Origin of the sequence: Nocardioides turkmenicus, from assembly GCF_011045035.1 — a bacterium.
Lineage (GTDB): Bacteria > Actinomycetota > Actinomycetes > Propionibacteriales > Nocardioidaceae > Nocardioides > Nocardioides turkmenicus.
Window position 1 is genome coordinate 41,416 of the sequence record NZ_JAALAA010000023.1, and the last position, 22,920, is coordinate 64,335.

At 69.5% G+C, this 22,920-nt stretch carries 21 protein-coding genes and 1 riboswitch; of the genes, 12 read left to right on the top strand and 9 right to left on the bottom strand.

Annotated elements, in window-relative coordinates; all coding sequences use genetic code 11:
• Positions 1–4: 4 nt before the first annotated feature.
• The 4 genes from G5C66_RS26600 to G5C66_RS21980 form a co-directional block, all read right to left on the bottom strand.
• Positions 5–805, bottom strand: coding sequence for a C40 family peptidase (locus G5C66_RS26600; RefSeq protein WP_277602223.1), 801 nt, complete (start codon positions 803–805; stop codon positions 5–7).
• A gap of 2 nt (positions 806–807) precedes the next feature.
• Positions 808–968: riboswitch (cyclic di-AMP (ydaO/yuaA leader) on the bottom strand.
• Between the two features lie 251 nt (positions 969–1,219).
• Complete coding sequence (locus G5C66_RS21970; protein WP_165113125.1) at positions 1,220–1,900, bottom strand: response regulator transcription factor; 681 nt, start codon at positions 1,898–1,900, stop codon at positions 1,220–1,222.
• Positions 1,901–1,914: 14 nt separating this feature from the next.
• Entirely contained in the window at positions 1,915–2,832 is a 918-nt protein-coding gene (gene ligD, locus G5C66_RS21975; RefSeq protein WP_165113127.1) for a non-homologous end-joining DNA ligase, read from the bottom strand.
• Entirely contained in the window at positions 2,832–3,812 is a 981-nt protein-coding gene (locus tag G5C66_RS21980; protein ID WP_165113129.1) for an ATP-dependent DNA ligase, read from the bottom strand. The genes ligD and G5C66_RS21980 overlap by 1 nt, the downstream gene beginning before the upstream one ends.
• A 121-nt stretch (positions 3,813–3,933) precedes the next feature.
• Here G5C66_RS21980 and ku point away from each other — a divergent pair, with 121 nt between their 5' ends.
• The 7 genes from ku (at position 3,934) to G5C66_RS22015 (ending at position 10,103) form a co-directional block, all read left to right on the top strand.
• Positions 3,934–4,785, top strand: a complete 852-nt coding sequence (ku, locus tag G5C66_RS21985) for a non-homologous end joining protein Ku (RefSeq protein ID WP_165113131.1) — start codon at positions 3,934–3,936, stop codon at positions 4,783–4,785.
• A 121-nt stretch (positions 4,786–4,906) separates the two neighbouring features.
• The gene (locus G5C66_RS21990) at positions 4,907–5,266 is read left to right on the top strand and encodes a YciI family protein (RefSeq protein ID WP_165113133.1); all 360 of its coding nucleotides are present in this window, start codon (positions 4,907–4,909) and stop codon (positions 5,264–5,266) included.
• On the top strand, positions 5,263–6,540 hold the full coding sequence (locus tag G5C66_RS21995) for an RNA polymerase sigma factor (RefSeq protein ID WP_165113135.1): 1,278 nt from the start codon (positions 5,263–5,265) through the stop codon (positions 6,538–6,540). Before G5C66_RS21990 ends, G5C66_RS21995 begins: the two co-directional genes overlap by 4 nt.
• 31 nt (positions 6,541–6,571) lie before the next feature.
• Entirely contained in the window at positions 6,572–7,387 is an 816-nt protein-coding gene (locus tag G5C66_RS22000; protein WP_165113137.1) for an alpha/beta fold hydrolase, read from the top strand.
• 33 nt (positions 7,388–7,420) lie between these two features.
• Complete coding sequence (kynB, locus tag G5C66_RS22005) at positions 7,421–8,059, top strand: arylformamidase (RefSeq protein WP_165113139.1); 639 nt, start codon at positions 7,421–7,423, stop codon at positions 8,057–8,059.
• Positions 8,056–9,309: a kynureninase gene (gene kynU, locus G5C66_RS22010; protein ID WP_165113141.1), complete on the top strand. Its 1,254-nt coding sequence runs from the start codon at positions 8,056–8,058 to the stop codon at positions 9,307–9,309. Before kynB ends, kynU begins: the two co-directional genes overlap by 4 nt.
• Positions 9,306–10,103, top strand: a complete 798-nt coding sequence (locus G5C66_RS22015; RefSeq protein WP_206444428.1) for a tryptophan 2,3-dioxygenase — start codon at positions 9,306–9,308, stop codon at positions 10,101–10,103. The genes kynU and G5C66_RS22015 overlap by 4 nt, the downstream gene beginning before the upstream one ends.
• A gap of 108 nt (positions 10,104–10,211) precedes the next feature.
• Here G5C66_RS22015 and G5C66_RS22020 read toward each other — a convergent pair whose 3' ends face one another.
• From G5C66_RS22020 to G5C66_RS22030, 3 genes are all read right to left on the bottom strand, one after another.
• The gene (locus G5C66_RS22020) at positions 10,212–11,132 is read right to left on the bottom strand and encodes a methylenetetrahydrofolate reductase (protein ID WP_165113143.1); all 921 of its coding nucleotides are present in this window, start codon (positions 11,130–11,132) and stop codon (positions 10,212–10,214) included.
• A 124-nt stretch (positions 11,133–11,256) separates the two neighbouring features.
• Positions 11,257–12,159 (bottom strand): HpcH/HpaI aldolase/citrate lyase family protein, encoded by a 903-nt coding sequence (locus G5C66_RS22025; RefSeq protein WP_206444429.1) that lies wholly within the window; start codon positions 12,157–12,159, stop codon positions 11,257–11,259.
• 202 nt (positions 12,160–12,361) lie between these two features.
• Positions 12,362–16,300 carry an NAD-glutamate dehydrogenase gene (locus G5C66_RS22030; protein ID WP_338144277.1) on the bottom strand — a complete coding sequence of 1,313 codons (3,939 nt, stop codon included), beginning with the start codon at positions 16,298–16,300 and terminating at the stop codon, positions 12,362–12,364.
• 267 nt (positions 16,301–16,567) lie between these two features.
• Here G5C66_RS22030 and G5C66_RS22035 point away from each other — a divergent pair, with 267 nt between their 5' ends.
• The 3 genes from G5C66_RS22035 to G5C66_RS22045 all read left to right on the top strand — a co-directional run bounded on the left by G5C66_RS22035 (position 16,568) and on the right by G5C66_RS22045 (position 19,280).
• Positions 16,568–17,041: a DUF2505 domain-containing protein gene (locus tag G5C66_RS22035; RefSeq protein ID WP_165113146.1), complete on the top strand. Its 474-nt coding sequence runs from the start codon at positions 16,568–16,570 to the stop codon at positions 17,039–17,041.
• A 50-nt stretch (positions 17,042–17,091) separates the two neighbouring features.
• A complete protein-coding gene (locus tag G5C66_RS22040) occupies positions 17,092–17,568 on the top strand; it encodes a DUF2505 domain-containing protein (RefSeq protein ID WP_165113148.1) in 477 nt (158 codons plus the stop codon).
• A gap of 125 nt (positions 17,569–17,693) precedes the next feature.
• A complete protein-coding gene (locus tag G5C66_RS22045; RefSeq protein ID WP_165113150.1) occupies positions 17,694–19,280 on the top strand; it encodes a lysyl oxidase family protein in 1,587 nt (528 codons plus the stop codon).
• Between the two features lies 1 nt (position 19,281).
• Here the strand turns inward: G5C66_RS22045 and G5C66_RS22050 are convergent, their stop codons facing one another.
• Entirely contained in the window at positions 19,282–19,641 is a 360-nt protein-coding gene (locus G5C66_RS22050) for a DUF6912 family protein (RefSeq protein ID WP_165113152.1), read from the bottom strand.
• A gap of 15 nt (positions 19,642–19,656) precedes the next feature.
• Entirely contained in the window at positions 19,657–21,123 is a 1,467-nt protein-coding gene (locus G5C66_RS22055) for a wax ester/triacylglycerol synthase family O-acyltransferase (RefSeq protein ID WP_206444430.1), read from the bottom strand.
• 79 nt (positions 21,124–21,202) lie between these two features.
• Here G5C66_RS22055 and G5C66_RS22060 point away from each other — a divergent pair, with 79 nt between their 5' ends.
• Both G5C66_RS22060 and G5C66_RS22065 read left to right on the top strand, forming a co-directional pair.
• Positions 21,203–21,577: a hypothetical protein gene (locus tag G5C66_RS22060; protein ID WP_165113154.1), complete on the top strand. Its 375-nt coding sequence runs from the start codon at positions 21,203–21,205 to the stop codon at positions 21,575–21,577.
• Positions 21,574–22,917, top strand: coding sequence for a hypothetical protein (locus tag G5C66_RS22065; protein ID WP_165113156.1), 1,344 nt, complete (start codon positions 21,574–21,576; stop codon positions 22,915–22,917). Before G5C66_RS22060 ends, G5C66_RS22065 begins: the two co-directional genes overlap by 4 nt.
• Positions 22,918–22,920 lie beyond the last annotated feature (3 nt).

Sequence of the window (22,920 nt, forward strand, 5' to 3'; positions counted from 1 at the left end):
AACCTCAGGCCTGGTGGATCGAGCCGGCGAACCAGCCGTCCCAGGCAGCCTCCTCGCGAACAGCCGTGCCCGGCTTGGGGGCGTGCAGCATGATCGCCTGACCGTTCTCCCAGCGCAGGAAGATACCGACGTGGTAGACGGGGCTGCCCCAGAACATCAGGTCGCCGCGCTGGATCTGGTCGTTCGGGATCGTCGGCAGCGCAGCAGCCTGGTCCCGCGAGACCCGCGGCAGCTCGATGCCGGCGGCACCGAAGGCGTACTGCGTCAGACCGGAACAGTCGAACGCGCTCGGGCCGGTGGCACCCCAGACGTACGGGTCGCCGATCTGCTCCGAGGCGACGCTGATGGCTCGATCGATCTTGCCCTGCTGGCTCGCGGCGTAGGCCCTGGCCTCCGCCTCGGCCTTCTTCTTCTCCTCCGCGGCCTTCTTGGCGGCGATCGCCGCCTTGCGCTTCGCCTCGGCTGCCTTGCGGGCCGCCTCGGCCTTGCGCTGCTGCACCTCGACAGCCCTCTCGAGCTGCTTGATGTCGGTGAGCATCGCTGCGGGGGTGGCCGAGGCCTCCAGGGTCGGAGCCTCCACCACCTTGGCCACCTCGAGAGCAGGCTCGTGGGAGACCGGAGCCGCGTTGGCGGCGGGCACCGCCACCAAGGCTCCGGCGGCGATGCCGCTGGCGAGGGTGATACGGCCGGCAAGCCTGCCGTGGCCGGAGAGGGATCCTGCGATCGTCCGGACGATCGAGACATTCGGCGCCCGGAACGGGCGCGGCGTGCCTCGATGGGCAGGACGCGATACGGACTTGGACATGCGTGAGTTCCTTCCCACGCCTGCGAGGTGAGCTGTCGGGTTCGGGCCAGAAGGTTGCCCGGCCATCGTTGATGGCTTCACCCCAAGCGACCGTCCGAGTTAGTCGCGTGGAACTTGGGTCCCCCGCTCCTGTCCCATTCGTACTGCTGAGTGTGAGGGTAAAGGGGGGTTGAGTAGTCGGGGCCGGCGTCCGGAGGGACAGGATTCGGCGTGTACCGGGGCCGGTCGTGCGGTCTGCACGGCTCAACCAAGGTGACATGCGATCTGAAACTGATCCAATCCGGAATTCGCGGACGTCAAGCACATTCCGCGTGCTCACGCGTTTTTTTACCGTCGTTTGTGAGTCATCTCACGCGGTGAACGGCAGTGCGACCCCGTGTTGAACTTGCGGTTACACCCCGGCTTCGGCTGTGCCTACTCTCCGGCTTCCAGCCGGAACCCGACTCCGCGGACCGCGACGACCTTCTCCTGCACACCGGCCGCCTCGAGCTTCTGGCGCAGTCGACCGACGGTGACGTCGAGGGTCTTGGTCGACCCGTACCAGTTCTCGTCCCAGACCTCGGCCATCAGCCGGTCACGGGAGACCACCTTGTCGCGGGAGGCGGCGAGGACCGCCAGGAGCGCGAACTCCTTGCCGGTCAGCGTCACCTCGCGGTCGCCCGCGTAGACCCGGTGGGCGGCGACGTCGATGCGCAGGGCGTCGTCGTCGGTGCCGGGCTCGACCGGACCCGAGCGGCGCAGCAGGGCGCGGACCCGCGCCTGCAGGACGGCCAGCGCGAACGGCTTGGCCAGGTAGTCGTCGGCGCCGGCGTCGAGGCCGACCACCAGGTCGATCTCGGCGTCACGGGCGGTGAGGATCATGATCCCGCCCTCGTAGCCGTTGTCACGCGCGGCCTTGCAGACCTCGAGCCCGTCCATGTCAGGCAGGCCGAGGTCGAGCAGCACGAGCTCGGCCTCATAGGGCGGCGCGAGCAGCTCCAGCGCCTTCTTGCCGGAGTCGACCCAGGTGACGTCATAACCCTCTCGCTGGAGCGTGCGCACCAGCGGGGCGGCGATGTCCTCTTGGTCTTCTACGACGAGCACGGAGTTAGACATGAGGAGAACAATAGTTAGGGCCCTGTAGCCCTTGTGAAGAGATCCCCCGATTCTGATAGCCGCGTGATCACATCGTTAGGTCCGAGCTGGTCGATCGCGAGCGGATCCTCGGCCCCCTCCTCGACCTCGTCCCAGCTGACCGGGGCCGCGACCTTCGGGATCTCCTTGCCGCGCAGCGAGTAGGGACAGATGGTCGTCTTCGACCCCGAGTTCTGTGACCAGTCCAGGAAAACCTTGCCTGACCTGCGGCTTTTGGTCATCGTCGCGGTCACCTTGGTCGGGTGCTGCTTCTGGAGCTGCTCGGCGATCTCCTTGGCCAGCGCCGTGGCGACGTCCGGCTCGACGGCCTCGGGCAGGGCGGCGTACAGGTGCACGCCCTTGCTGCCGCTGAGCACCGGCGCCGCGGTGAGCCCCCGCTCGCCGAGCGCCTCGCGCACCAGCAGCGCTACCTGGCAGCACTCCTGGAGGCCGGCCGGCTCGCCCGGGTCGAGGTCGATCACGATCCGGTCGGCCCCGGCCGGGGTGCCGTCCTCGCCGACCGTCCACTGGTGGACGTGCAGCTCCAGCGCCGAGAGGTTGGCCGCCCAGGTCAGCGCCGCGAGGCTGTCGAGGATGGGGAAGGTGAGGGTGCCCTCCTTGCCGTCGGCCGTGCGTGAGCCGGTGGTCGGGACGGTGACGGTGCGGACCCAGCTCGGTGTGCCGGCCGGAGCGTTCTTCTCGAAGAAGGACATGTCGCCGACCCCGTGCGGCCAGCGGATCCGCGTGACCGCCCGGTCCCGGAGCTGCGGCAGCAGGGCCGGCGCGATCTGGGCGTAGTAGTTGAGCACCTCCCCCTTCGTCATGCCGGTGCGCGGGTAGAGGACCTTGCTGAGGCTGGTCAGGGTCAGCACCCTGTCGTCGACCTCGACGCGTACCTCTTCTCGTTCGACCATCACAGATCCTCCGGCTCGATGTCCTCGCGGATGCCGATGAAGCTCGGCTGCCGCAGCCGACCCTTGTAGGTCGGCGCGGCGACGGGGGTGCCGTGGGTCTCCACCTCGACCACGAGGAGCGGCTCGACCCAGTGGGTGCCGCGGGCGTCGAGGGCCGGCACTCCCCCGTCGGGGTCGACGTCCGGACCGGCGAAGGGGCTCTTCGCGGTCTCCCGGAGCAGTTCCGCGATCCGCCGGGCCTGCTTGGCGCCGATGCCGCTGCCGACCCGCCCCCGGTAGACCAGCCCGTCGGGCGTCGGCTGCCCGACGAGCACCGCGCCGAGGCGCTCGGTGCCGCCCTCGGTGCCCGTCTCCGGCCGCCAGCCGCCGACCACCAGCGAGGCCCGGTAGCGGTGGGCCAGCTTCACCCAGTCCCGGCTCCGCTCGCCGGGCCGGTAGCGGCTGACCCGCCGCTTCGACACGATCCCCTCGAGCCCCTGCGCCTTCGTCACCTCGTGGAGCATCCGACCGTCGTCATACGTCCCCGGCACCTGCCACGACCCCAGGTCGCCCTCGGCCTGGACCGCCTCCAGGATCCTGCGGCGTTCCGTCCACGGCTCCTCGATCAGCAGCCGCCCGTCGAGACGTAGAAGATCGAAGACCATGTACGTCGCCGGGATCCGCTCCGCGAACCTGGCCGCCCGGCGGACGTCGCGGTTGTGCATCCGGTCCATCAGTACCCGGAAGTCGGGCAGTCCGGCGTCGTTGAGCGCGATCACCTCCCCGTCGACGAGCACGTCGCGCTCGGGGCCGGTCGCGATCTCGGGCCAGGCGGGGGTGGCGTCGTTGTCGTTGCGCGTGGTCAGTCGGGTCTGCGTACGTCCTGAGGGGCTGTCGCCGAGGAGGCGGATGCCGTCCCACTTGACCTCGTGGACCCACTCCTCCCCCGGTGGCACGTGGCTGCCGGGCGTAGCCAGCATGGGACGCAGCATCGAGCGCATGGACCCATCTTGCTTCATGTCGCGCACGTGCGTGGCGGCTCTGACGTGGGTGAATGGGGTACCGGTATCGGCAGATAAAACAGATACTTGGTGAGTTCCTACCGACTGACGAGGGGTCCGCATGCGTGCGATCTGGAAGGGCGCTGTCTCGTTCGGGCTGGTCAGCGTGCCTGTGAAGCTCTACTCCGCGACGGAGTCCCACGACGTCTCGTTCCGTCAGGTCCACCAGGCCGACGGCGGCCGGATCCGCTACCAGCGGATCTGCTCGATCGACGGCGAGGAGGTGCCCTACTCCGAGATCGCGAAGGGCTACGAGACCGAGGACGGCGAGATGGTCGTGCTCACCGACGACGACTTCGCCAACCTGCCGACGACGTCCTCGCGCGAGATCGCGGTGGAGAAGTTCGTGCCGAGCGACCAGATCGACCCGATGCTCTTCGAGAAGAGCTACTACCTGGAGCCGGAGAACACCGGGATCAAGCCCTACGCGCTGCTGCGCCAGGCGCTGCTGGAGGCCGACCGGGTCGCGCTGGTGACCGTCGCGCTGCGCCAGCGCACGACTGTCGCGGCGCTGCGGGTGCGGCCGACCGACAACGGCGACGTGATCGTGCTGCAGACGATGATGTGGCCCGACGAGATCCGGGTGCCCGACTTCAAGGTCGAGGCGGGCGAGATCAAGGACTCCGAGATCAAGATGGCCAACATGCTCGTCGAGACGCTCGCGGGCGACTTCCACCCCGAGGAGTTCTCCGATGACTACGCCGAAGCCGTCGAGGAGATGGTGAAGGCCAAGATCGAGGGTGGCGAGGTCGAGCGCACGCCCACCTCCACGAAGACCTCCGGCGAGGTCGTCGACCTGCTCGCCGCCCTGCAGCGCTCGGTCGCCGCGGCGAAGAAGTCGCGCGGCGAGGAGGTCCCCGAGGAGGCCGAGGAGCACGACGAGAAGAAGACGAAGAAGTCGAAGGCTTCTTAGAACGACCGGCGGCAACACGTACCGAAATCTCTGGTGCGGGCATGTCGAAAGCGGCAGGCTCTCCTCGACGCGTAGGCGACGGCGCGCAACGGACGCGTCGCCGACCCGCAAGGAGAAGCAGATGCGCTACATGATGTTCGTGAAGATGGACCCGAACGCGGGACCGCCCCCGGCGGCGCTGATCGAGGCGGTCGAGGGCGAGATCAAGCAGCAGTACGCCGACGGCGTACTGCTCGACGCCGACGGGCTCGGTCCGGCGGTGGAGATCCGGCTGACCGCCGGAGAGGTGACCCACGTCGACGGCCCGTTCGCCGAGGCCAAGGAGGTCGCCGGCGGGTTCTCGCTATTCGAGGTCCGCTCGCACGACGAGGCCGTCGAGCTCGGCCGCCGGATGATCCAGCTCCACGAGGAGCTCTGGCCCGGGCAGGACGTGACCGTGGAGATGCGGCCGCTGGTCGGCCCACCGCCCCCGGCTGAATGAGCGCCACCACCACCGACGAGGCGATCGTCGCGGTCTGGCGCAACGAGTCGGTACGTCTCCTCGCCGGTCTGGCACGGATGACGCACGACCTCGACCTGGCCGAGGACCTCGCCCAGGATGCCCTCGTCGCAGCCCTGGAGCAGTGGCCGCGCGAGGGCATCCCGCGCAACCCCGGCGCCTGGCTGATGTCGATCGCGAAGCGGCGCGCGATCGACGGGTTCCGCCGCGACGAGGTGCTGCGCCGCAAGGTGGCGCTGCTCGGACACGAACTGGAGGAGGGTGAGATGCCTGACCTGGCTGCTGCGGTCGACCACATCGAGGACGACGTGCTCCGGCTGATGTTCCTCTCCTGCCACCCGGTGCTGGCGCCCGATTCCCGGACGGTGCTGACGCTGCGGCTCGTCGGCGGGCTGACGACCGCCGAGATCGCCCGGGCCTACTTCGCCAAGGAGTCGGCCGTCGGGCAGCGGATCTCACGGGCGAAGCGCACCCTGGCCGAGGTCGGGGCGTCGTTCGAGCTCCCGGTCGGCGAGGAGCGGGCGGCGCGTATGCGCGAGGTGATGCAGACGATCTATCTGGTCTTCAACGAGGGCTACTCGGCGACGTCGGGGCCGTCGTGGACCCGCCCCGAGCTGTGCCTGGAGGGGATGCGGCTGGCCCGGATGCTGGCCGCGCTCGCCCCGGGCGACCCCGAGGCGCAGGCGCTGCAGGGGCTGCTGGAGATCCAGGGGTCGCGGCTCGCGGCCCGGGCCGACGCCGACGGTCACCCGGTGCTGCTCGAGGACCAGGACCGCACCCGTTGGGACCAGCTGCTGCTGCGTCGCGGCCTGGCTGCGGTCGACCGCGCCACCGCGCTGGCCTCCTCCGGCACCCCCGGCGGCAGCTATCTGGTGCAGGCGATGATCGCCGCCTGCCACGGGCGCGCCCGTCGAGCCGAGGACACCGACTGGGCCGAGATCGCCCGGCTCTACGATCTCCTCGCCTCGGGTGCTCCGGGCGCCGTCATCGAGGTCAACCGCGCAGTGGCGCACGGGCGCGCCTTCGGTCCCGACGCCGGGCTGGCGATCCTCGCGGCACTCCCCGACGGAGCCCTTGCGGGGTCGCACCTGCCTGCCGGCGTACGTGGGGATCTGCTGCACCGCGCCGGGCGCCACCGCGAGGCCGCCGCGGCCTTCGACGAGGCCGCCTCGCTGACCACCAACGCGGGAGAACGGGAACTTCTCGAGAAACGTGCGGCCGCGTGTCGAAGCGACGAGGTCTCGTCCGACGCGTAAGTATCGACCGGATCTTTCGAGGAGAACAACCATGACCACAACCACCACCTCCGCCGACGGCACCACCATCGCCTACGACGTCGCCGGCACCGGCCCGGCGCTCGTCCTGGTGGACGGGGCGATGTGCTACCGCGGCTTCGGGCCGTCCCAGGACCTGGCCGACGCGCTCTCGGACCGGTTCACGGTCTACCGCTACGACCGCCGTGGCCGGGGTGACAGCACCATCGCCAAGCCCGCTGCCGCCGGCACCGCGGAGGCGGTCGAGCAGGAGGTCGCCGACCTCGGCGCGGTGATCGAGGCGGCCGGCGGGCACGCCCACCTGCTGGGCCTGAGCTCAGGCGCGTTCCTCGCGCTGGAGGGTGCGCGAGCGGGGCTGCCGATCGACAAGATCGTCGCCTACGAGGCTCCCCTCATCCTCGACGACACCCACCGTCCCAACGACGCCGACCTGGCACAGCAGGTCGAGGAGCTGATCGAGAAGGACAAGCGGGCCGCCGCGATCGAACGGTTCATGCGCGTGGTCGGCATGCCGTGGATCGCGATCAAGATCATGCGCCTGACCCCGGCCTTCAAGAAGCTCACCCCGGTCGCCCACACGCTGACCTACGACCTGGGCATGTGCGTGCCGTTCCAGCAGGGTCGGCCGCTGCCGAACGGCTACTACAAGAACGTCGCCGTCCCGGTGCTGTCGATGGCGGGCAGCAAGAGCCCGACCTACATGACCAACGCTCAGCAGGCGATCGCCGCAGCGGTCCCGCAGGGGCGCTACGTCGTGCTCGACGGGCAGGATCACATGGTGAAGGCGGAGGCTCTGGCCCCGGTCGCCACCGAGTTCCTGACCGCCTGATCCCTGCTGCGGGGTGCCGCCTATCCTGGCGCCATGGCGCAGCTCTGGGACATCTCCCCACCGGTCCACGCATCCTCGCCGGTCTTCCCCGGCGACCACGCGACCGAGGTCGGCTGGACGTTCCGGATCGGTCCCGGCTGCCCGGTCAACGTCGCCGAGATCTCGGTGTCGGCCCACGTCGGCGCCCACGCGGACGCACCCCTGCACTTCACCCAGGACGGCACCCCCGCCGGCGAGATGCCGCTGGAGCCGTTCCTCGGCCCGTGCCGGGTGGTCGACGTGACCGGGGTGCGCCCGCTGGTCACCGTCGATCACGTCGACGTCACCGACCTGCCGCCGCGCGTGCTGTTCCGGACGTACGCCACCCAGCCGACGACCTGGGACGACGACTTCTGCGCGCTGGACCCCGATCTGATCGAGGTCCTGGCCGCGAACGGGGTGCGGCTGGTCGGCACCGACGCGGCCAGCCTGGACCCGGCCACCTCCAAGGACCTGCCGGCGCACTTCGCGACCCACCGTCATGACGTACGCATCCTGGAGAACCTACTGCTCGATGACGTGCCGGCGGGCGACTACGAGCTGATCGCGCTCCCTCTCAAGCTCACCACCGCCGACGCCGCGCCCGTGCGGGCCGTGCTGCGTGCGATTCCCACCCAGGAAGGTGCCGGATGAACCGCGACGACGCGGTCGCTCTCGACCAGGCCGACCCGCTGGCCCCGCTGCGGAACCTCTTCGACCTGCCGGAGAAGACGATCTACCTCGACGGCAACTCGCTCGGAGCCCTCCCCCGCGCCACCGCCGGGCGCGTGGCCGAGGTGGTGACCCAGGAGTGGGGGCAGGGGCTGATCGAGTCGTGGAACACCGCCTCGTGGATCACGCTCCCCCAGCGCGTCGGCGACAAGATCGCCCGGATCATCGGCGCCGGTCAGGGCGAGGTCGTGGTCGCCGACTCGACCTCGCTCAACGTCTACAAGGTGCTCGCCTCGGCGCTCTCCATCGCCGCCGAGGACTCCCCCGAGCGCCGGATCGTGGTCAGCGAGCGCAGCAACTTCCCGACCGACCTCTACATCGCCTCCTCCCTGTGCCGTGACCGTGGCTACGAGCTGGTCCTGGTCGACTCGCCCTCCGAGATCGAGGGGCTGCTGGACCGGACCGCGGTGCTGATGCTGACCGAGGTCAACTACCGCACCGGCTACCTGCACGACATGGCCTCGGTGACGGCGCTCGCGCACGAGCGCGGCGCGCTCACGGTGTGGGACCTGTGCCACTCGGCCGGTGCGGTGCCGGTCGACCTTCGCGGTGCCGACGCCGACTTCGCGATCGGCTGCGGCTACAAGTTCCTCAACGGCGGCCCCGGCTCGCCGGCGTTCCTGTGGGTCAGCCCGCGCCACGTCGACCGCTTCTCGCAGCCGTTGTCCGGCTGGATGGGCCACGCGGCGCCCTTCGAGATGTCCCCGGGCTACCGGCCGGCGGAGGGCGTCTCGCGCTACCTGTCCGGCACCCCGGCCGTGATCGGCATCTCCGCCCTGGAGTGCGGGGTCGACACGCTGCTCGCGGCCGAGGCCCATGGTGGGCTGCAGGCGCTCCGCGAGAAGTCGCTCGCGCTGACCCGCCTCTTCGCCGACTTGGTCGGGTCTCGCCTGCCGGGGTTCACGATCGAGTCCCCGCTGGACGACGCGCGGCGCGGCAGCCAGCTGTCGCTGAGCACCGGCGAAGGGGCGTACGCGATCGTGCAGGCGCTCATCGAGCGCGGTGTCGTCGGCGACTTCCGGGCCGGATCGCCCGACATCCTCCGCTTCGGCGTCACGCCGCTCTACACGCGCTACGTCGACATCTGGGACGCCGTCGACCACCTGGTCGCGGTGATGGACAACGACGAGTGGCGCGCGGAGCGCTTCTGGACCCGAGGAGCAGTGACATGAGCGCGCAGGACCTTCCGATGGACTACTCCGACTACCTCCACCTCCCGGAGGTGCTCGGCGCGCAGCACCCGCTCTCGGGCGACCACAACGAGATGCTCTTCATCGTGCAACACCAAGCGATGGAGCTGTGGATGCGGCTGGCGCTGCACGAGCTGACCGAGGCGCAGCGGCTGCTGGCCGAGGACGCGGTCCGCCCGGCGTTCAAGGGGCTCGCCCGCGTCTCCCGGATCATGGAGCAGCTCGTGCACGCGTGGGACGTGCTCTCGACGCTCACCCCGACGGAGTACGACAAGTTCCGCCCCTACCTGGCCACCGGCTCGGGCTTCCAGTCGTGGCAGTACCGCTGCATCGAGTTCGCGCTCGGCAACAAGGCGGCCTACACCCTCCGGGTCCACGAGGGACGGCCGCACGAGCAGGACGTGCTGGCTGCGTACGGGCGTCCGTCGCTCTACGACGAGTCGCTGCGGCTGCTCGCCCGGCGTGGGTTCCACATCCCCGCTGATCATCTCGACCGGGACTGGAAGCAGGAGTACGTCGCCTCCGACGCCGTCGAGGCCGCCTGGGGTGAGGTCTACCGCGACCCCGAGAAGCACTGGGACCTCTACGAGCTCGGCGAGGAGCTCACCGACCTGGAGACCGCCTTCCGCGTCTGGCGGTTCCGGCACGTGACGACTGTCGAGCGGATCATCGGGTTCAAGCCCGGCACCGGCGGGACCTCCGGGGTCTCCTACCTGCGCAAGCAGCTCGACATCATCCTGTTCCCCGAGCTGTGGGCGATGCGCACGGGTCTGTGACGGGCGGATGTTCACCGAGGTAACTCGGCGAGCGCGCACCTCCTTCGTGGAACTCCACGAAGGCAGTGACTGCTGGCCGAGGTAACTCGGTCAGCATCCCGCCAGCACTCAGCGGTCGAGCTTGCCGCGGAGCCGTTCGGCGAGACGTACGGAGGCCTCGATCTCGACCTTGCGGATCGATACCGACTCGATGTTGATGCCGAACGGCACACCGAGCTGGCGACAGAACGACATCAGCTCGATCGCGGTCGCCTCGGCCTGCTCGAGCGAGGCGTCGAGGGTGTCGGTGGCGTGGCGCAGCTCGTTCTCGATCCAGCGCGGTACGTCGACTCCGAGCCAGCGGAGGAACTCCAGGGTCTTCATCGAGCCGCACACCGAGAAGGTGAACACGATCGGGACCGGCTGCAGGCCGCGGCTCTCGCACTCGTAGCGGTAGTCGGAGACGAGGTTCTTGGCGGCGTTGACGTCGTAGACGACCTGGCTCACGAAGTAGGAGCAGCCGGCCTCCTGCTTCGCGATCAGACGCAGGTGCTCATCACCCTTGGCCGTGTGGCGCTCCGGGATCGCGACGGCGCCGAGGAGCAGGTCGGGGTTGGTCTCCTGGCGGATCTCCTGGGCGCGGCGCAGGCTGGTGGCGACGCGCTTCTCACCGGAGGAGGCACCGACGAAGACCGAGAGCGCCTTGGCCGGGTCCTGGGTCTTGACCCAGTCGCGCAGCGTCGACTCGTCGTACTTGCCGGTGGCGCGGTAGACCACGGCCGGCACGTCGAGGCCCGCGAGGTTGCGCTCGAGGAACTGCGCCGGGTCGAGTGTGCGTACGAACGGGAACGGCCGTTCCTCGGGGTTGCGGTCGGACTCGTCGTCGATGTCGTAGAGGATCAGCCCGTCGACGTCGAGCGGCCGGATGCGCTCGAGCGTGACCTCCGCGATCTGCTGGACCCGCTCGGGGTCCGTCGTCACTCTCGGCGGGGTGACGGCGAAGAGCAGAATCTCACCGGCCCGATCACTGATGCGCTGCTGCAGATCCACGACCTCAACGCTAGCCGAGCCACGCCGACTCGGCGCATCTGTCCCACCCCGCGCGCCGAGTCGGCCCGTCTTGACCGAAAAATCGGCCGAGTCGGCCCGTCAAGACGGGCCGACTCGGCAGCCGTCAGTAGACGCTCGGGCCCGCGACAGGGTCGCCGTAGGTGTCCGGCTTGATCTTGAACAGCTCCGCACGACGCTTGATCGTCTCGGCGCGAGCCAGACGGGGCTTGTCGCTGCCGTCGCGGATCACGCGGCCGCCCTCCTCGAACTTGTGGAGGAACTCGTAGGCCCAGGTCACGTCGGACGGGGACGGGCTGAACGACTCGTTGATCACGGCGGGCTGCTCGAGGTCGAGGCAGAGCTTGCCGGTCATACCCATGGCGACGCCGTCGGCACCCTGCTCGCGGAGGAGCGGGTGGCTGCTGCCCACCGTCGGGCCGTCGATCGGGCCCGGGAGGTTGCCGATCCGCGAGGCGAGGACGAGCTTGGTGCGCGGGTAGGCCATCGCGAGCGGGTCGTTCTCCGCACCGGTGTCGCGGCGGTAGTCGCCGGAGCCGAACGCGAGCCGGTAGGCACCGCGGGCACGGGCGATCGTCGCGGCGTCCTCGATCCCCAGCGCCGACTCGAGCAGCGGGATCACCGGGGTCGACCCGCCGAGCCGCTGGAAGGTGTCGGTCACCTGGTCCGGCGACTCGGTCTTCGCGAGCATCACGCCGGCGAGCGTCTCGATCCCGGCCAGCGCCGCGAGATCCTCGCTCCAGTCCTCGGTGGTCCAGTCGTTGATGCGTACCCAGGCGCGACCGCCGCCCTTGAGCCAGCTGGTCACGTTCTCGCGCGCCTGCTCCTTGAGCGAGGTGTCGATCGCGTCCTCCATGTCGAGGATGATCTGGTCGGCGCGGCTGAGCTGCGCGTCGTCGAAGATCTCCGTACGCATCGCGGAGACCAGCAGCCAGGACCTGGCGTTGTGACCTTCGACTCGGTTGGCTTCGCGCACCTCGCGCTTCTCTGCGATCTGGGTCGTGCTCATCGTTCGCGTATCTCCCTACTGGCGTCCTGGGCTGGGCGCGATTTGGACGGTAAACCAACGCGCGGGTGACTCGCGAGTAGGAAGCCCGTGGGCAGAGGTGGTTGAGACGTAACCCACATCAGGGCTCGTCCGGGGCGACGACCTCGAACAGGACGAGGCCGGTTGCGCACTGATGTGCACAACCGGCCTCGTTCTCTGTCCGCTACAGCGCCCCGAAGGAGGCGTTGACCTCCTCGTTGACCAGGCTGGTCAACCAGATCTCCCGGCGGAGCGGGTGGTCGACGATGGCCTCGGGGAACCGCTCCCGGATCGGGGTCGGGAAGTAGGCCACCAGCCGCTCGGTCATCTCCGGGTCGGCGGCCGGGTCCGGAAGACCCTCGGCGACCAGCTCGCGGCGACGCTCGATCTTGGTCCAGGCGAGCACGACGGCCAGCTCGGGCGCGGTGAGCCCCTCTCCGGCCTCCAGGCGGCGCGCGACCTCGGTCGGCGACGGCAGACCTTCGACCTCTCGGTCGAGCACGCCGGCGGTGACCCACTCCGCGACCTGGCGCTCGTGAGCCTCCAGGAGCTGCGGCGCCGAGGCCACCGCACGGGTGAGGGTCACGTTGTGGGCCTCGTTGTGGGCCAGCACCAGCGCCGCGACCTCGTCGGTCATCTCCTCGAGGAGCTCGTCACGCGCGGCCAGCGTCAGCGAGCCCGCACGTACCTCTCGGTCCAGCAGGATCTTGATGTTGACCTCGTGGTCGGAGGTGTCGACACCGGCGGAGTTGTCGATCGCATCGGTGTTGATCAGCCCGCCCTTGCGGGCGAACTCGACCCGGCCGGCCTGGGTGATGCCCAGGTTGCCGCCCTCACCGACGACACGGACGCGCAGGTCGGCGGCGTCCACCCGGACGCCGTCGTTGGCGTGGTCGCCCGCGTCGGCGTCGGTCTCGCTGGACGCCTTGACGTACGTCCCGATCCCGCCGTTCCACAGCAGGTCGACCGGCGCCCGCAGGATCGCGCTGATCAGCTCCTGCGGCGTGAGCCGCTTGACGTCGTCGGCCAGACCCAGCGCCGAACGCACCTCGGCGCTGATCGGCACCCACTTCAGCTGCCGCGACCACACGCCGCCACCCGCCGAGATCAGCGAGGTGTCGTAGGACTCCCAGGTCGACCGAGGCGTCTCGAAGAGCCGCTTCCGCTCCTGGAAGCCCGTCGCCGCGTCGGGCGTCGGGTCGATGAAGATGTGGCGGTGGTCGAAGGCGGCGACCAGCCGGATGCGATCCGAGCGCAGCATCCCGTTGCCGAAGACGTCGCCGGACATGTCACCGACGCCGACCGCGGTGATCTCGTCGACCTGCGGGTCGATGCCGAGCTGCTTGAAGTGGTGCTGCACCGAGACCCAGGCGCCACGCGAGGTGATGCCCATCGCCTTGTGGTCGTAGCCCGCCGAGCCACCGGAGGCGAACGCGTCGCCGAGCCAGAAGTCGTACTCCGCCGCGACCGAGTTGGCCAGGTCGGAGAAGGTCGCGGTGCCCTTGTCGGCGGCGACGACCAGGTAGGAGTCGTCACCGTCGTGACGCACCACATCTGCCGGCGGCACCACGCGGCCGTCCACCCGGTTGTCGGTGACGTCGAGGAGGCCACGCAGGAACGTGACGTAGGCGTCCGGACCGGCCACGCCGCCCTTGGGGACGAAGCCACCCTTGGCGCCACCCGGCACGATCACGGTGTTCTTGACCTGCTGCGCCTTCGCCAGCCCGAGCACCTCGGTGCGGAAGTCGTCACGCCGGTCGCTCCACCGCAGCCCGCCACGGGCCACCGTGTCGAAGCGCAGGTGGACGCCCTCGACGTCGGGCGAGTAGACGAAGATCTCGTAGGCCGGCCGCGGCAGCGGCAGGTCGGGCAGCTGCTGCGGGTCGAACTTGAACGAGAGGTAGTCGCGCCCGCGGTAGTAGTTCGTCCGCGTCGTCGCCAGGATCGCGCTGACGTAGCTGCGCAGGATCCGGTCCTGGTCGAGGCTGGCGACGTCGTCGAGCGCCTCGATGATCGCCTCCGCCCGCTTCGTCTCGTCGCGCGTGGTGAGCGAGGGGTCGAAACGGGTCTCGAACAGCTCCACGATCTGCCGGGCGATGCCCGGGTTGGTGCACAGCGCGTTGCCGATCGAGAAGAACGAGCTCGGGGTGCCGGCCTGGCGCAGGTAGCGACCGTAGGCGCGCAGCATGGTGACCTGGCCGTGGTCGAGCCCCGCCAGGACGAGCGCGTTCAGCCCGTCGATCTCGCTGCGTCCCGACCAGGCCTGGTGGAGCGCGGCGACCAGCTGCGTGGGCGTGCCGGCCGGGGTGCCGGGGTAGGCGAGGCCGAAGTCGTAGATGAACCACTCCTCCGAACCGGACGTGCCGACGGCCTCCAGGTCGTAGGGCCGCTCGTCGGTGACCTCGAAGCCGAACGAGGACAGGATCGGGAGCATCAGCGACAGCGACAGCGGACCGCCGGTGCGGAAGATCTTGATCCGGAATCCGCCAGGGCTCTCCGGGTCCTTGTAGAAGGAGAAGTCGACCGCCTCGCCCTGGTGCGAGAGCAGCTCCAGACGAGCCAGGTCGGCGGCGCCGGTGTCGGCGTCGAAGTCCTCCTTGTAGGCCTCGGGGAACGCGTCGAGCACGTGCGCGAGCCGCGCTGCGCCGTCCTCACCGGCGTGGGCGATGACCGCGCTGACGAGGTCGTCGCGCCAGCTCCGCGCGGCCTTGCGCAACCGCGACTCGAGGCTGTCGACCATGCCCGGGGTGTCCAGGGCCTTCCCCAGGGACTCGGTGGTGCCGTGCACCACGAAGTGCACCCGGGCCGTGGTCGACTCGCTGATGCGTACGGTGAACTCCAGGTCCGTGCCCCCGAGGACCTCGAGGAGCACCTTCGAGAACCGCTCGCGGACCGTCGTGTTGTAACGGTCACGCGGCAGCGAGACGAGCACCGAGACGTACCTGCCGTACGTGTCGGGCCGGACGGCCACCCTCAGGATGCGGCGCTCGATCGCTCCGAGCGCGGCCTCGGCGAGGTCCATCAGCTCCTCGGTGGAGGCGTGGAAGAGCTCCTCGCGCGGGTAGGACTCCATCGCGTCGAGCATGGCCTTGCCGGTGTGGCTGCGCGGTTCGTAACCGGTGTGGTCGAGGACCGCGGCGACCTTGCCGCGTACGACCGGAATCCGGGTCACCGACTCCCGGGCCGCCTTCGTGGTGAAGAGGCCGAGGAAACGGTGCTCGCCGACGACCTCGCCGGCGGCGTTGAAGATCTTGATGCCGACGTGGTCGAGGTAGGCGGGCTCCCCGACGGTCGAGCGGGAGTTGGCCTTGGCCAGGACGAGCATCACCTTGTCGCGGGCGTGGGCAGCGACCTTCGGCGGCATCTTCCCGTGGTCGGGGGCCTGCGGCGGGTCGGCGCGCAGGATGCCCAGGCCGGTGCCGGAGCGTCCGCGCAGGTAGTCGCCGTCGAGACGGTATTCGCGGTAGCCGGTCAGCAGGAAGTGGTCCTCGGCCAGCCAGGCCAGCAGCTCGGCCGCCTCGGCGGCCTCCTCACGCGGCACGCTGTTGGGCGGCGTGTAGCGCAGGCCGGCCGCGACCTCCGCCAGCCGGCGGTGGAGCCTCGGCTCGTCCTCGACGACCTCGCGTACGTCCTCGAGGATGCCCTCCAGTCCCGCGACGATCTCCTTCGCCGCGTCGGGGGCGATCCGGTCGATCTCGATGTGCATCCAGGACTCGCTGATGTCGCCTTCGTTCACCCCCTCGAGCGCACCGGTCACGTCACGGGTGACGTCGATGACGGGGTGGACGACCAGATGGACGTCGAGGCCACGACGGTAGAGCTCGGTCTTGACCGAGTCCACGAGGTAGGGCATGTCGTCGACGACGATCTCGACGACGCTGCGGCCTCCGGCCGACCAGCCGTCATTGGCTGTGGTCGGGGTGAGGATGCGCACGGCGGCGGTGCCCTGCGGTCGGTTCGCTGCCAGCGCCAGATGCGATCCCACCGCGCCGGCGAGATCAGCCTCGCTGCGGCCGGTGAGCTCCTCGGGAGCCACGTGGCGGAAGTAGGTGGTGCTCGGCAGTCGGTTCTGCAGGACCTTCTGCGGAGCTTGGACAGGTTTGATATGCGTCTCCGTTGACACACCTGTCACGGTATCCCGGCAGGGCTCCGGATAGGCCGCCGCATCCGAAGGAATCGCCGATGTGAGTCATAGGCCGGTGACCGGCCGACGACGCCACGGTAAAGAGCATACTCAAAGAATGTGGCGGTTCTCTCGGCGGCATCACTGGTGACTCCGGACCGTGGAGGCGTCATGATGTGTGGTCATGAGCGAGCGCCAGCGAGTGAATCGACGAAACAACATGCGACCACGTCCGTATCATGGCGCTTGCGCTACGGAGGTGGTCGCATGAGCAAAAAGCTGTCGGTCGACCTGGCCTACGACGCCCCGATCGCAGCCGTCTCCGGGATGCTCGCCGACGCGACGTTCCGCGAGCAGGTCTGCGACGCGCAGCGCGCGCTGTCCAAGAGCGTGGCGATCACCGGTTCGACGGTGAGCATCCGCTATGAGCAGGCGGTCAGCGGTGTGCCCGGGTTCGCGAAGAAGTTCGTCGGCGACACCATCGAGGTGCACCAGGACGAGATCTGGTCCTCCGACTTCACCTCCGGCGACCTCAAGCTCACCCTGCCCGGCAAGCCCGGCTCGCTCGCCGGCACCGCTCGACTGGCCGAGAACGGCACAGGGACCATCGAGACCGTCACCTTGACCGCTACCGTGAATGTGCCCCTGGTCAGCGGAAAGCTGGAGGACCTCATCCTCTCGATCTTCAAGAAGGCGCTCGAGAAGGAGCACGAGGTGGGCACCCGCTGGCTCGCCGGCTGACCCACCTCGTCCCCGTCCCAACCCGCAGAAGAGCCCCAAAGGATTCGGCAATGACGACGACCCTTCAGCACGAGCTCGTCTACGACGCCCGTATGGGCGAGGTGTCCGCGATGCTCGCCGATCCCGGCTTCCGGGAGCAGGTCGCCGACGCCCAGGGCGCGCTCCGTCGCCGGGTGACCATCGGCGGTGCGCCCCGCGAGGTCCGGATCGACCGGGTGCAGTCGACCGTCGGCGTACCGTCCTTCGCGAAGCGCATCGTCACCGGCGACCTCACCGTCCACCAGAGCGAGGTCTGGTCCTCCGACACCGTTGCGGTCGTCGACATCACCGTCCCCGGCGGCCTGGCCACCCTGCGCGGCAACATCTCCCTCTCGGAGTCCGACGGGCGCACCACCGAGAGCGTGCGGCTGAACATCAAGGTGCCCGTGCCGCTGGTCGGCGCCAAGCTCGAGGAGTACGTCGAGGAGCTGATGCTCAAGGCCTTCGACCTCGAGCAGGCGGTCGGCGCTGCGTACCTCTCTCGCTGAGAATCTCACCGATCTGGTGCAACCGGACCGAGAAGTCAACCGTCCCCTAGGTGCCCGGCAATACGTTGCCGGCCATCAGGTCTCGGATCAGGAGGGATTCGGGCCGTTCTGGAGGGGACATCTCGATGGTAAGACCTCGCACTCGCACGCGGCAGCTGGTCTCGGCCGGCATCGGACTGGTGGCGGCCGCACTCGTCGTCACCACGACGGTGACGGCGAACTCCGGCCCCGCGAGCGGCACCACCGGTAAGGGAACGCTGAAGCTCGTCGCCGCCACCGACACCGTCGAGGTGGAGGCATGGGAAGGGATCGCGTACGTCCAGCCGTCCGTCTGGCTGGCCGCCTATGACGCTGCCTTCGAGTTCCGTGCGCGCCACGCGGCCTACGACGAGCCGGTCAAGCTGACCAAGACCGTCATCCGCGGCAAGAAGCGCACCACCACGACCGCGCCCGCCGCGATCGTCGACGGGATGAAGGGCTTCAAGGACGGCCTCCGGGTCACCCTCAAGAACAAGTCCGGCAACGTGATCCTCGACGACACCCGGCCGCTGTGCCCGGGCGGCTACGACCGGCAGCGGGTGCAGACCGACGGCGCCACCGGTCCGGTCTACCCCGAGTTCTGCGGCGGCAACTGGTTCACCAAGGGGGTCCTGTACGGGATCGAGCGGGGCATGGCGGTCCCCACCGTCTCCGATCTCGAGTTCGAGACCAAGGGCGAGACCCGGCTCACCATGACGATGAGCGTCAGCGCGCCGGTCGCCGACTTCCTCGGGCTGCCGAAGGCCAGCCGCACCGCCAAGCAGGAGCTGGTCATCGTCGACGGATGCCCCGAGGGCGGCTGTGAGGGTGAGGGTGAAGGCGAGGGCATGGGCGTCATGGCTGCTCACGGAGCCGACGACCACGGTGCTCGCACCGTGGTGCCGCGAGAGACGCTGGAGGGCGGCGAGAACGCCCGCGGCCCGCTCCCGCTGGGCGGCGCCCTCGGCTCCATCAAGCCGGGCAAGCCGAAGAAGGACACCCTGCCCGACCTCGTCTCCGTGCCCGCCTGGCAGATCTCGACCGCCGTCGACGAGCAGGGCGTCGACCGCCTCAACTTCGCCGCCAACGAGTGGAACGCCGGCCCCGCGCCGATGATCGTCGAGGGCTTCCGCCGCGGCACGACCCCGGTGATGGACGCCTACCAGATGTTCTACCGCGACGGGAAGCAGGTCGGCGTGAAGCGGACCGGCACGATGGAGTTCCACGAGGCCCCCGAGCACAACCACTGGCACTTCCTCGACTTCGCGAAGTACGAGCTGGTCGACGCCAAGGACAAGGTCGTCTCGACCAGCGGCAAGCAGTCGTGGTGCCTGGTGCCGACCGACCCGGTGGACCTGACCGTCCCGGGCGCGACGCTGCGGCCCAGCCAGACCGGCCTGCAGTCGGCCTGCGGCGAGAAGTCCGCGCTCTGGCTGCGGGAGAGCCTGCCGTCCGGCTGGGGCGACACCTACGACCAGTCCCAGACCCAGGCCTTCGACCTCACCAAGGTCAAGAACGGCACCTACCGGATCAAGGTCACCGTCAACCCGGACGGCAACCTCTACGAGACGACGCGGTCCAACAACGTCAGCTACCGCACCGTGATCATCGGCGGCAAGGCCGGCGCCCGCACCGTCAAGGTCCCACCCTACCAGGGCGTCGACACCGAGACCTGGTGGGGCGAAGAGGAGTGATCTAGCCCTGGATCAGGTCGGGGATCTCCTGCGTGGCGAACCAGCCAAGATCCTCATCGGGGTCCGCGTCGGCCGGGCGATCTGCCAGGTCGGCGTGGACCGCGGCGACCAGCTTGAGCGGGACGACCTGGTTCTCCAGATGATGGGCGATCGCATCGGGCGCGTCGACGACGACCACGACCCGGCGCCCGGGGCCGTCCAGGAGCGCCGCCGAGTCGTCGGCGGCGCTCATCAGGGCTGCGTACTCGGCCTCTTCGCTGTCGTCGGGGGCGGCGTAGCCGTCGGCGGTGCCGGGCAGCTCGCCCTGGGCGTACCAGTCAGCGAGCAGCGCGAGCGTGGCGGGTACGTAGATGCGGGTCACGGACGGGATTCTGCCTCACTCGCCGGAGTTCTTGACCACGCGCAGGCCACGCGGAGCACGGAAGCGGCGGCCGGAGGCGGTGTCGAGGAGCTCGTCGAGGGCCTCGCTGATGCACTGCCCGACCAGCGACGCGTCGGGCACCAGGTCGCGGTCGGCGGTGATCGCGAAGAAGACCTGGCCGTCGTAGGAGGTCACCCCGATCGCGAGGGTGTGGCCGTCGGCCAGCGGGTGGATCGGGTAGGAGGCCACCAGCCGCGAGCCGGCCGCGTAGCGCGGCTCCTGGGGTCCGGGCACGTTGCACACCGAGAGCAGGTAATCGTGCTCGCTCTCGGCGGCCACCCGGGAGCCGACCATGTGGAAGGTCGCCGGGGCGAAGCCGCTGATCCCGGCCAGCCGCTGCGCGCTGACCGTGCGGGCGTTGGCCTTGTGCTGCTCGAAGGAGTAGGACACCTGGTGGAGACGGACCACCGGCGACGGCTCCGCGACCGGGAGCACCACGAAGTGGGGCGCCACCGCCGAGCCGAGCTGGGTCGGGTCGAGCTCCTCGTCGATCACCGAGACCGGCACCAGCGCCGGCACCTGACGTACGCCGGCCAGCGACTGCTGCCGGGTCATCAGCCACGCCCGCAGACCGCCGGTGACAGCCGCCAGGACGACATCGTTGACGGTGCCGCCATGGGTGTCGCGGATGCGGCGGAAGTCGGCCAGGTCGGCCTGCAGCGTGACCACCAGCCGCTGCTGGGAGAGCGTGCCACTCAGCGGAGTGGGCCGCTCGGGAGGCCTGCGGGTGAGCACGCGGGCGATGCCGGCTCCCGCGTTCTGGAAGTCCTTGGCGACACCGGTGACCCGTCCCAGCGCGTAGCCGCCCAGGCTGCGCGCGGTTCCGGTCAGGCCGCTGACCGAGGTGACCGCGTCGAAGACCGCTCCTGCGACCAGGCGCGCGCTCGACTGCGGCTGCGGCGGCTCCCACAGGTCGGGCACGACCGGCCCGACCTCGGGCTTGTCGTCGAGCAGGAGCTGGACGAGGTCGACGGTCTCGGCGCCGTCCACCAGGGCCTGGTGGGTCTTGGTGACCAGTGCGACCCGGTCACCGGCCAGCCCCTCGATGACGTACAGCTCCCACAGCGGCCGGGAGCGGTCCAACGGCCGGGAGACGATCCGGCCGGCGAGGTCGAGGAGCTGGTCCATCGAGCCCGGGCGGGGCAGCGCGGAGCGGCGTACGTGGTAGGTGAGGTCGAACCGGTCGTCGTCCGCCCACACCGGGTAGGCGATGCGACCCGGCACCACGCGGACGCGCTGGCGGTAGCGGGGCACGAAGGCGAGCCGGTCCTCGACGTGCTCGAGGAAGGCGCCGTAGTCGAAGCCCTCCTTCTTGGGCTCGATCAGCTCGATGCTCGCCACCTGGTGCGGTACAGCTAGCGTCTCCCCGTCCAGGAAGGCCACCTCACGCGGCCCAAGCCGGTCCCGCTGCCGCTCACTCATGCCCTCTCAGCCCCCTCTTTGGTTCATGTGCGATTGTGGCAGACGCCAGCTTGAACTTAGCCCACGAAACGGGGGAGTAATGCGCCTCACGGCCCGGATCATCGCGGTCGTGGCAGCAATCTGCGGGATCGCGTCCGTCGCGACAGCCTGCGGAAACGACGTCGCCACCGAGCCCAGCACCGACAGCGACCCGGTGGTCGTCGAGATCAACTTCTCCGATGACTCCGTCGACCCGCACGGGAGCCAGGTGGACGTCCCGCTCGGCCACAGCGTCGAACTCGACGTGACCGCCGACGCCGCCGGCGAGATCCACGTGCACTCCGACCCGGCGCAGTCCGCCGCCTACGGCGTCGGCACCACACGGATCAGCCTGGGCGCGTTCGACATCCCCGGTCAGTTCGTGGTCGAGTCGCACACGCTCGGCAAGACCATCGTCACCCTCGAAGTCAAGTGATCCTCACCCACGGCGTGGGCGGTCGCCAGGACCTGCCACTGCCACTCGAGTACGTCATCGCGGGCGCCGTCCTCGCCCTGGTCGTCTCCTTCGGGCTCTTGGCGCTGACCACCAAGCGTGCCGCGGAAGGCCAGGTCGTGGCCCCACAGGACCCACAGAGTCGGAATCCACGCGGCTGGCCGCTGCCCCGGCTCGGGCGTGTCGTCGACTCCCCTGCCTGGACCGCGCTGTGGCGCATCGTCGGCCTGCTGATCTTCGCCTACTTCGTGCTGGTCGCCTTCGCCGGCTCGGACAACGCGCTCAACCCCATCTTCGGGATGACGTACGTCTGGCTGTGGGTCGGCCTGGTGCCCTTCTCGCTCCTCTTCGGACCGGTCTGGAAGGCGATCAGCCCGGCCCGTACGTTCGTGGCCGGACTCCTCTGGCTGCGCGGCCCCGGTGGTCCTCCCCTGCGTCTGCCCGAGCGGCTCGGCTACTGGCCGGCGGCGTTCACCCTTCTCGCCTTCGCCTGGCTCGAGCTGGTCTATCCGGAGAACAACTACCTCGGCCCCGTACGTCTCTGGCTGGCCGTCTACCTGGCGGTCATGATCCTGGGCGGCGTGCTCTTCGGCGAGGATTTCCTGGAGCGCAGCGACCCGTTCGAGGTCTACTCGTCGCTGACCGCGAAGCTGTCGGTCTGGGGACGTACGCAGGCCGGCAACCTGGTCCTGCGCACGCCGCTCGGCAACCTCGACACCCTGCGCCCGGCCCCTGGTCTGGTCGCGGTCGTCTCGGTGCTCTTCGGCACCATCGTCTACGACTCCTACCGAGAATCCCCACCGTGGCTCCAGATCGTGCAGAGCCCGGAGATCTCGGGCGGCACCGCCTACCTGATCAGCAATCTCGCGCTGGTCTCGTTCCCGCTGATCGTGGCCGGGTTCTACTGCGTCGGGACGATGCTGACCGGCGTGGGAGACGTGCCGCGCCGCGCGCTGCCCGCCGAGCTGGCGCCCTCGATCGTGCCGATCATCGTCGGCTACGTCGTCGCCCACTACCTCAGCTACTTCTGGGAGAGCGGGCTGGCGACGCTGCGCAACGCCTCGGACCCGCTCGGGAACGGCGGCGACTGGTTCGGCACCGCCGACCTGCCGGTCTCCTACTTCTTCGCCTTCCACGCCACGCTGCTGGCCGTCATCAAGGTGGCCGCGGTGATCATCGGCCACGTGCTCGGCGTGTGGTCGGCCCACATCCGGGCGCTCCAGGTGCTCCCGAAGCAGCATCTGGTCACGGGGCAGGTGCCGCTTCTGGTGACGATGGTCGGCTTCACTGTTGGTGGGTTGTATCTTCTGTTCGCTGCATAGCGC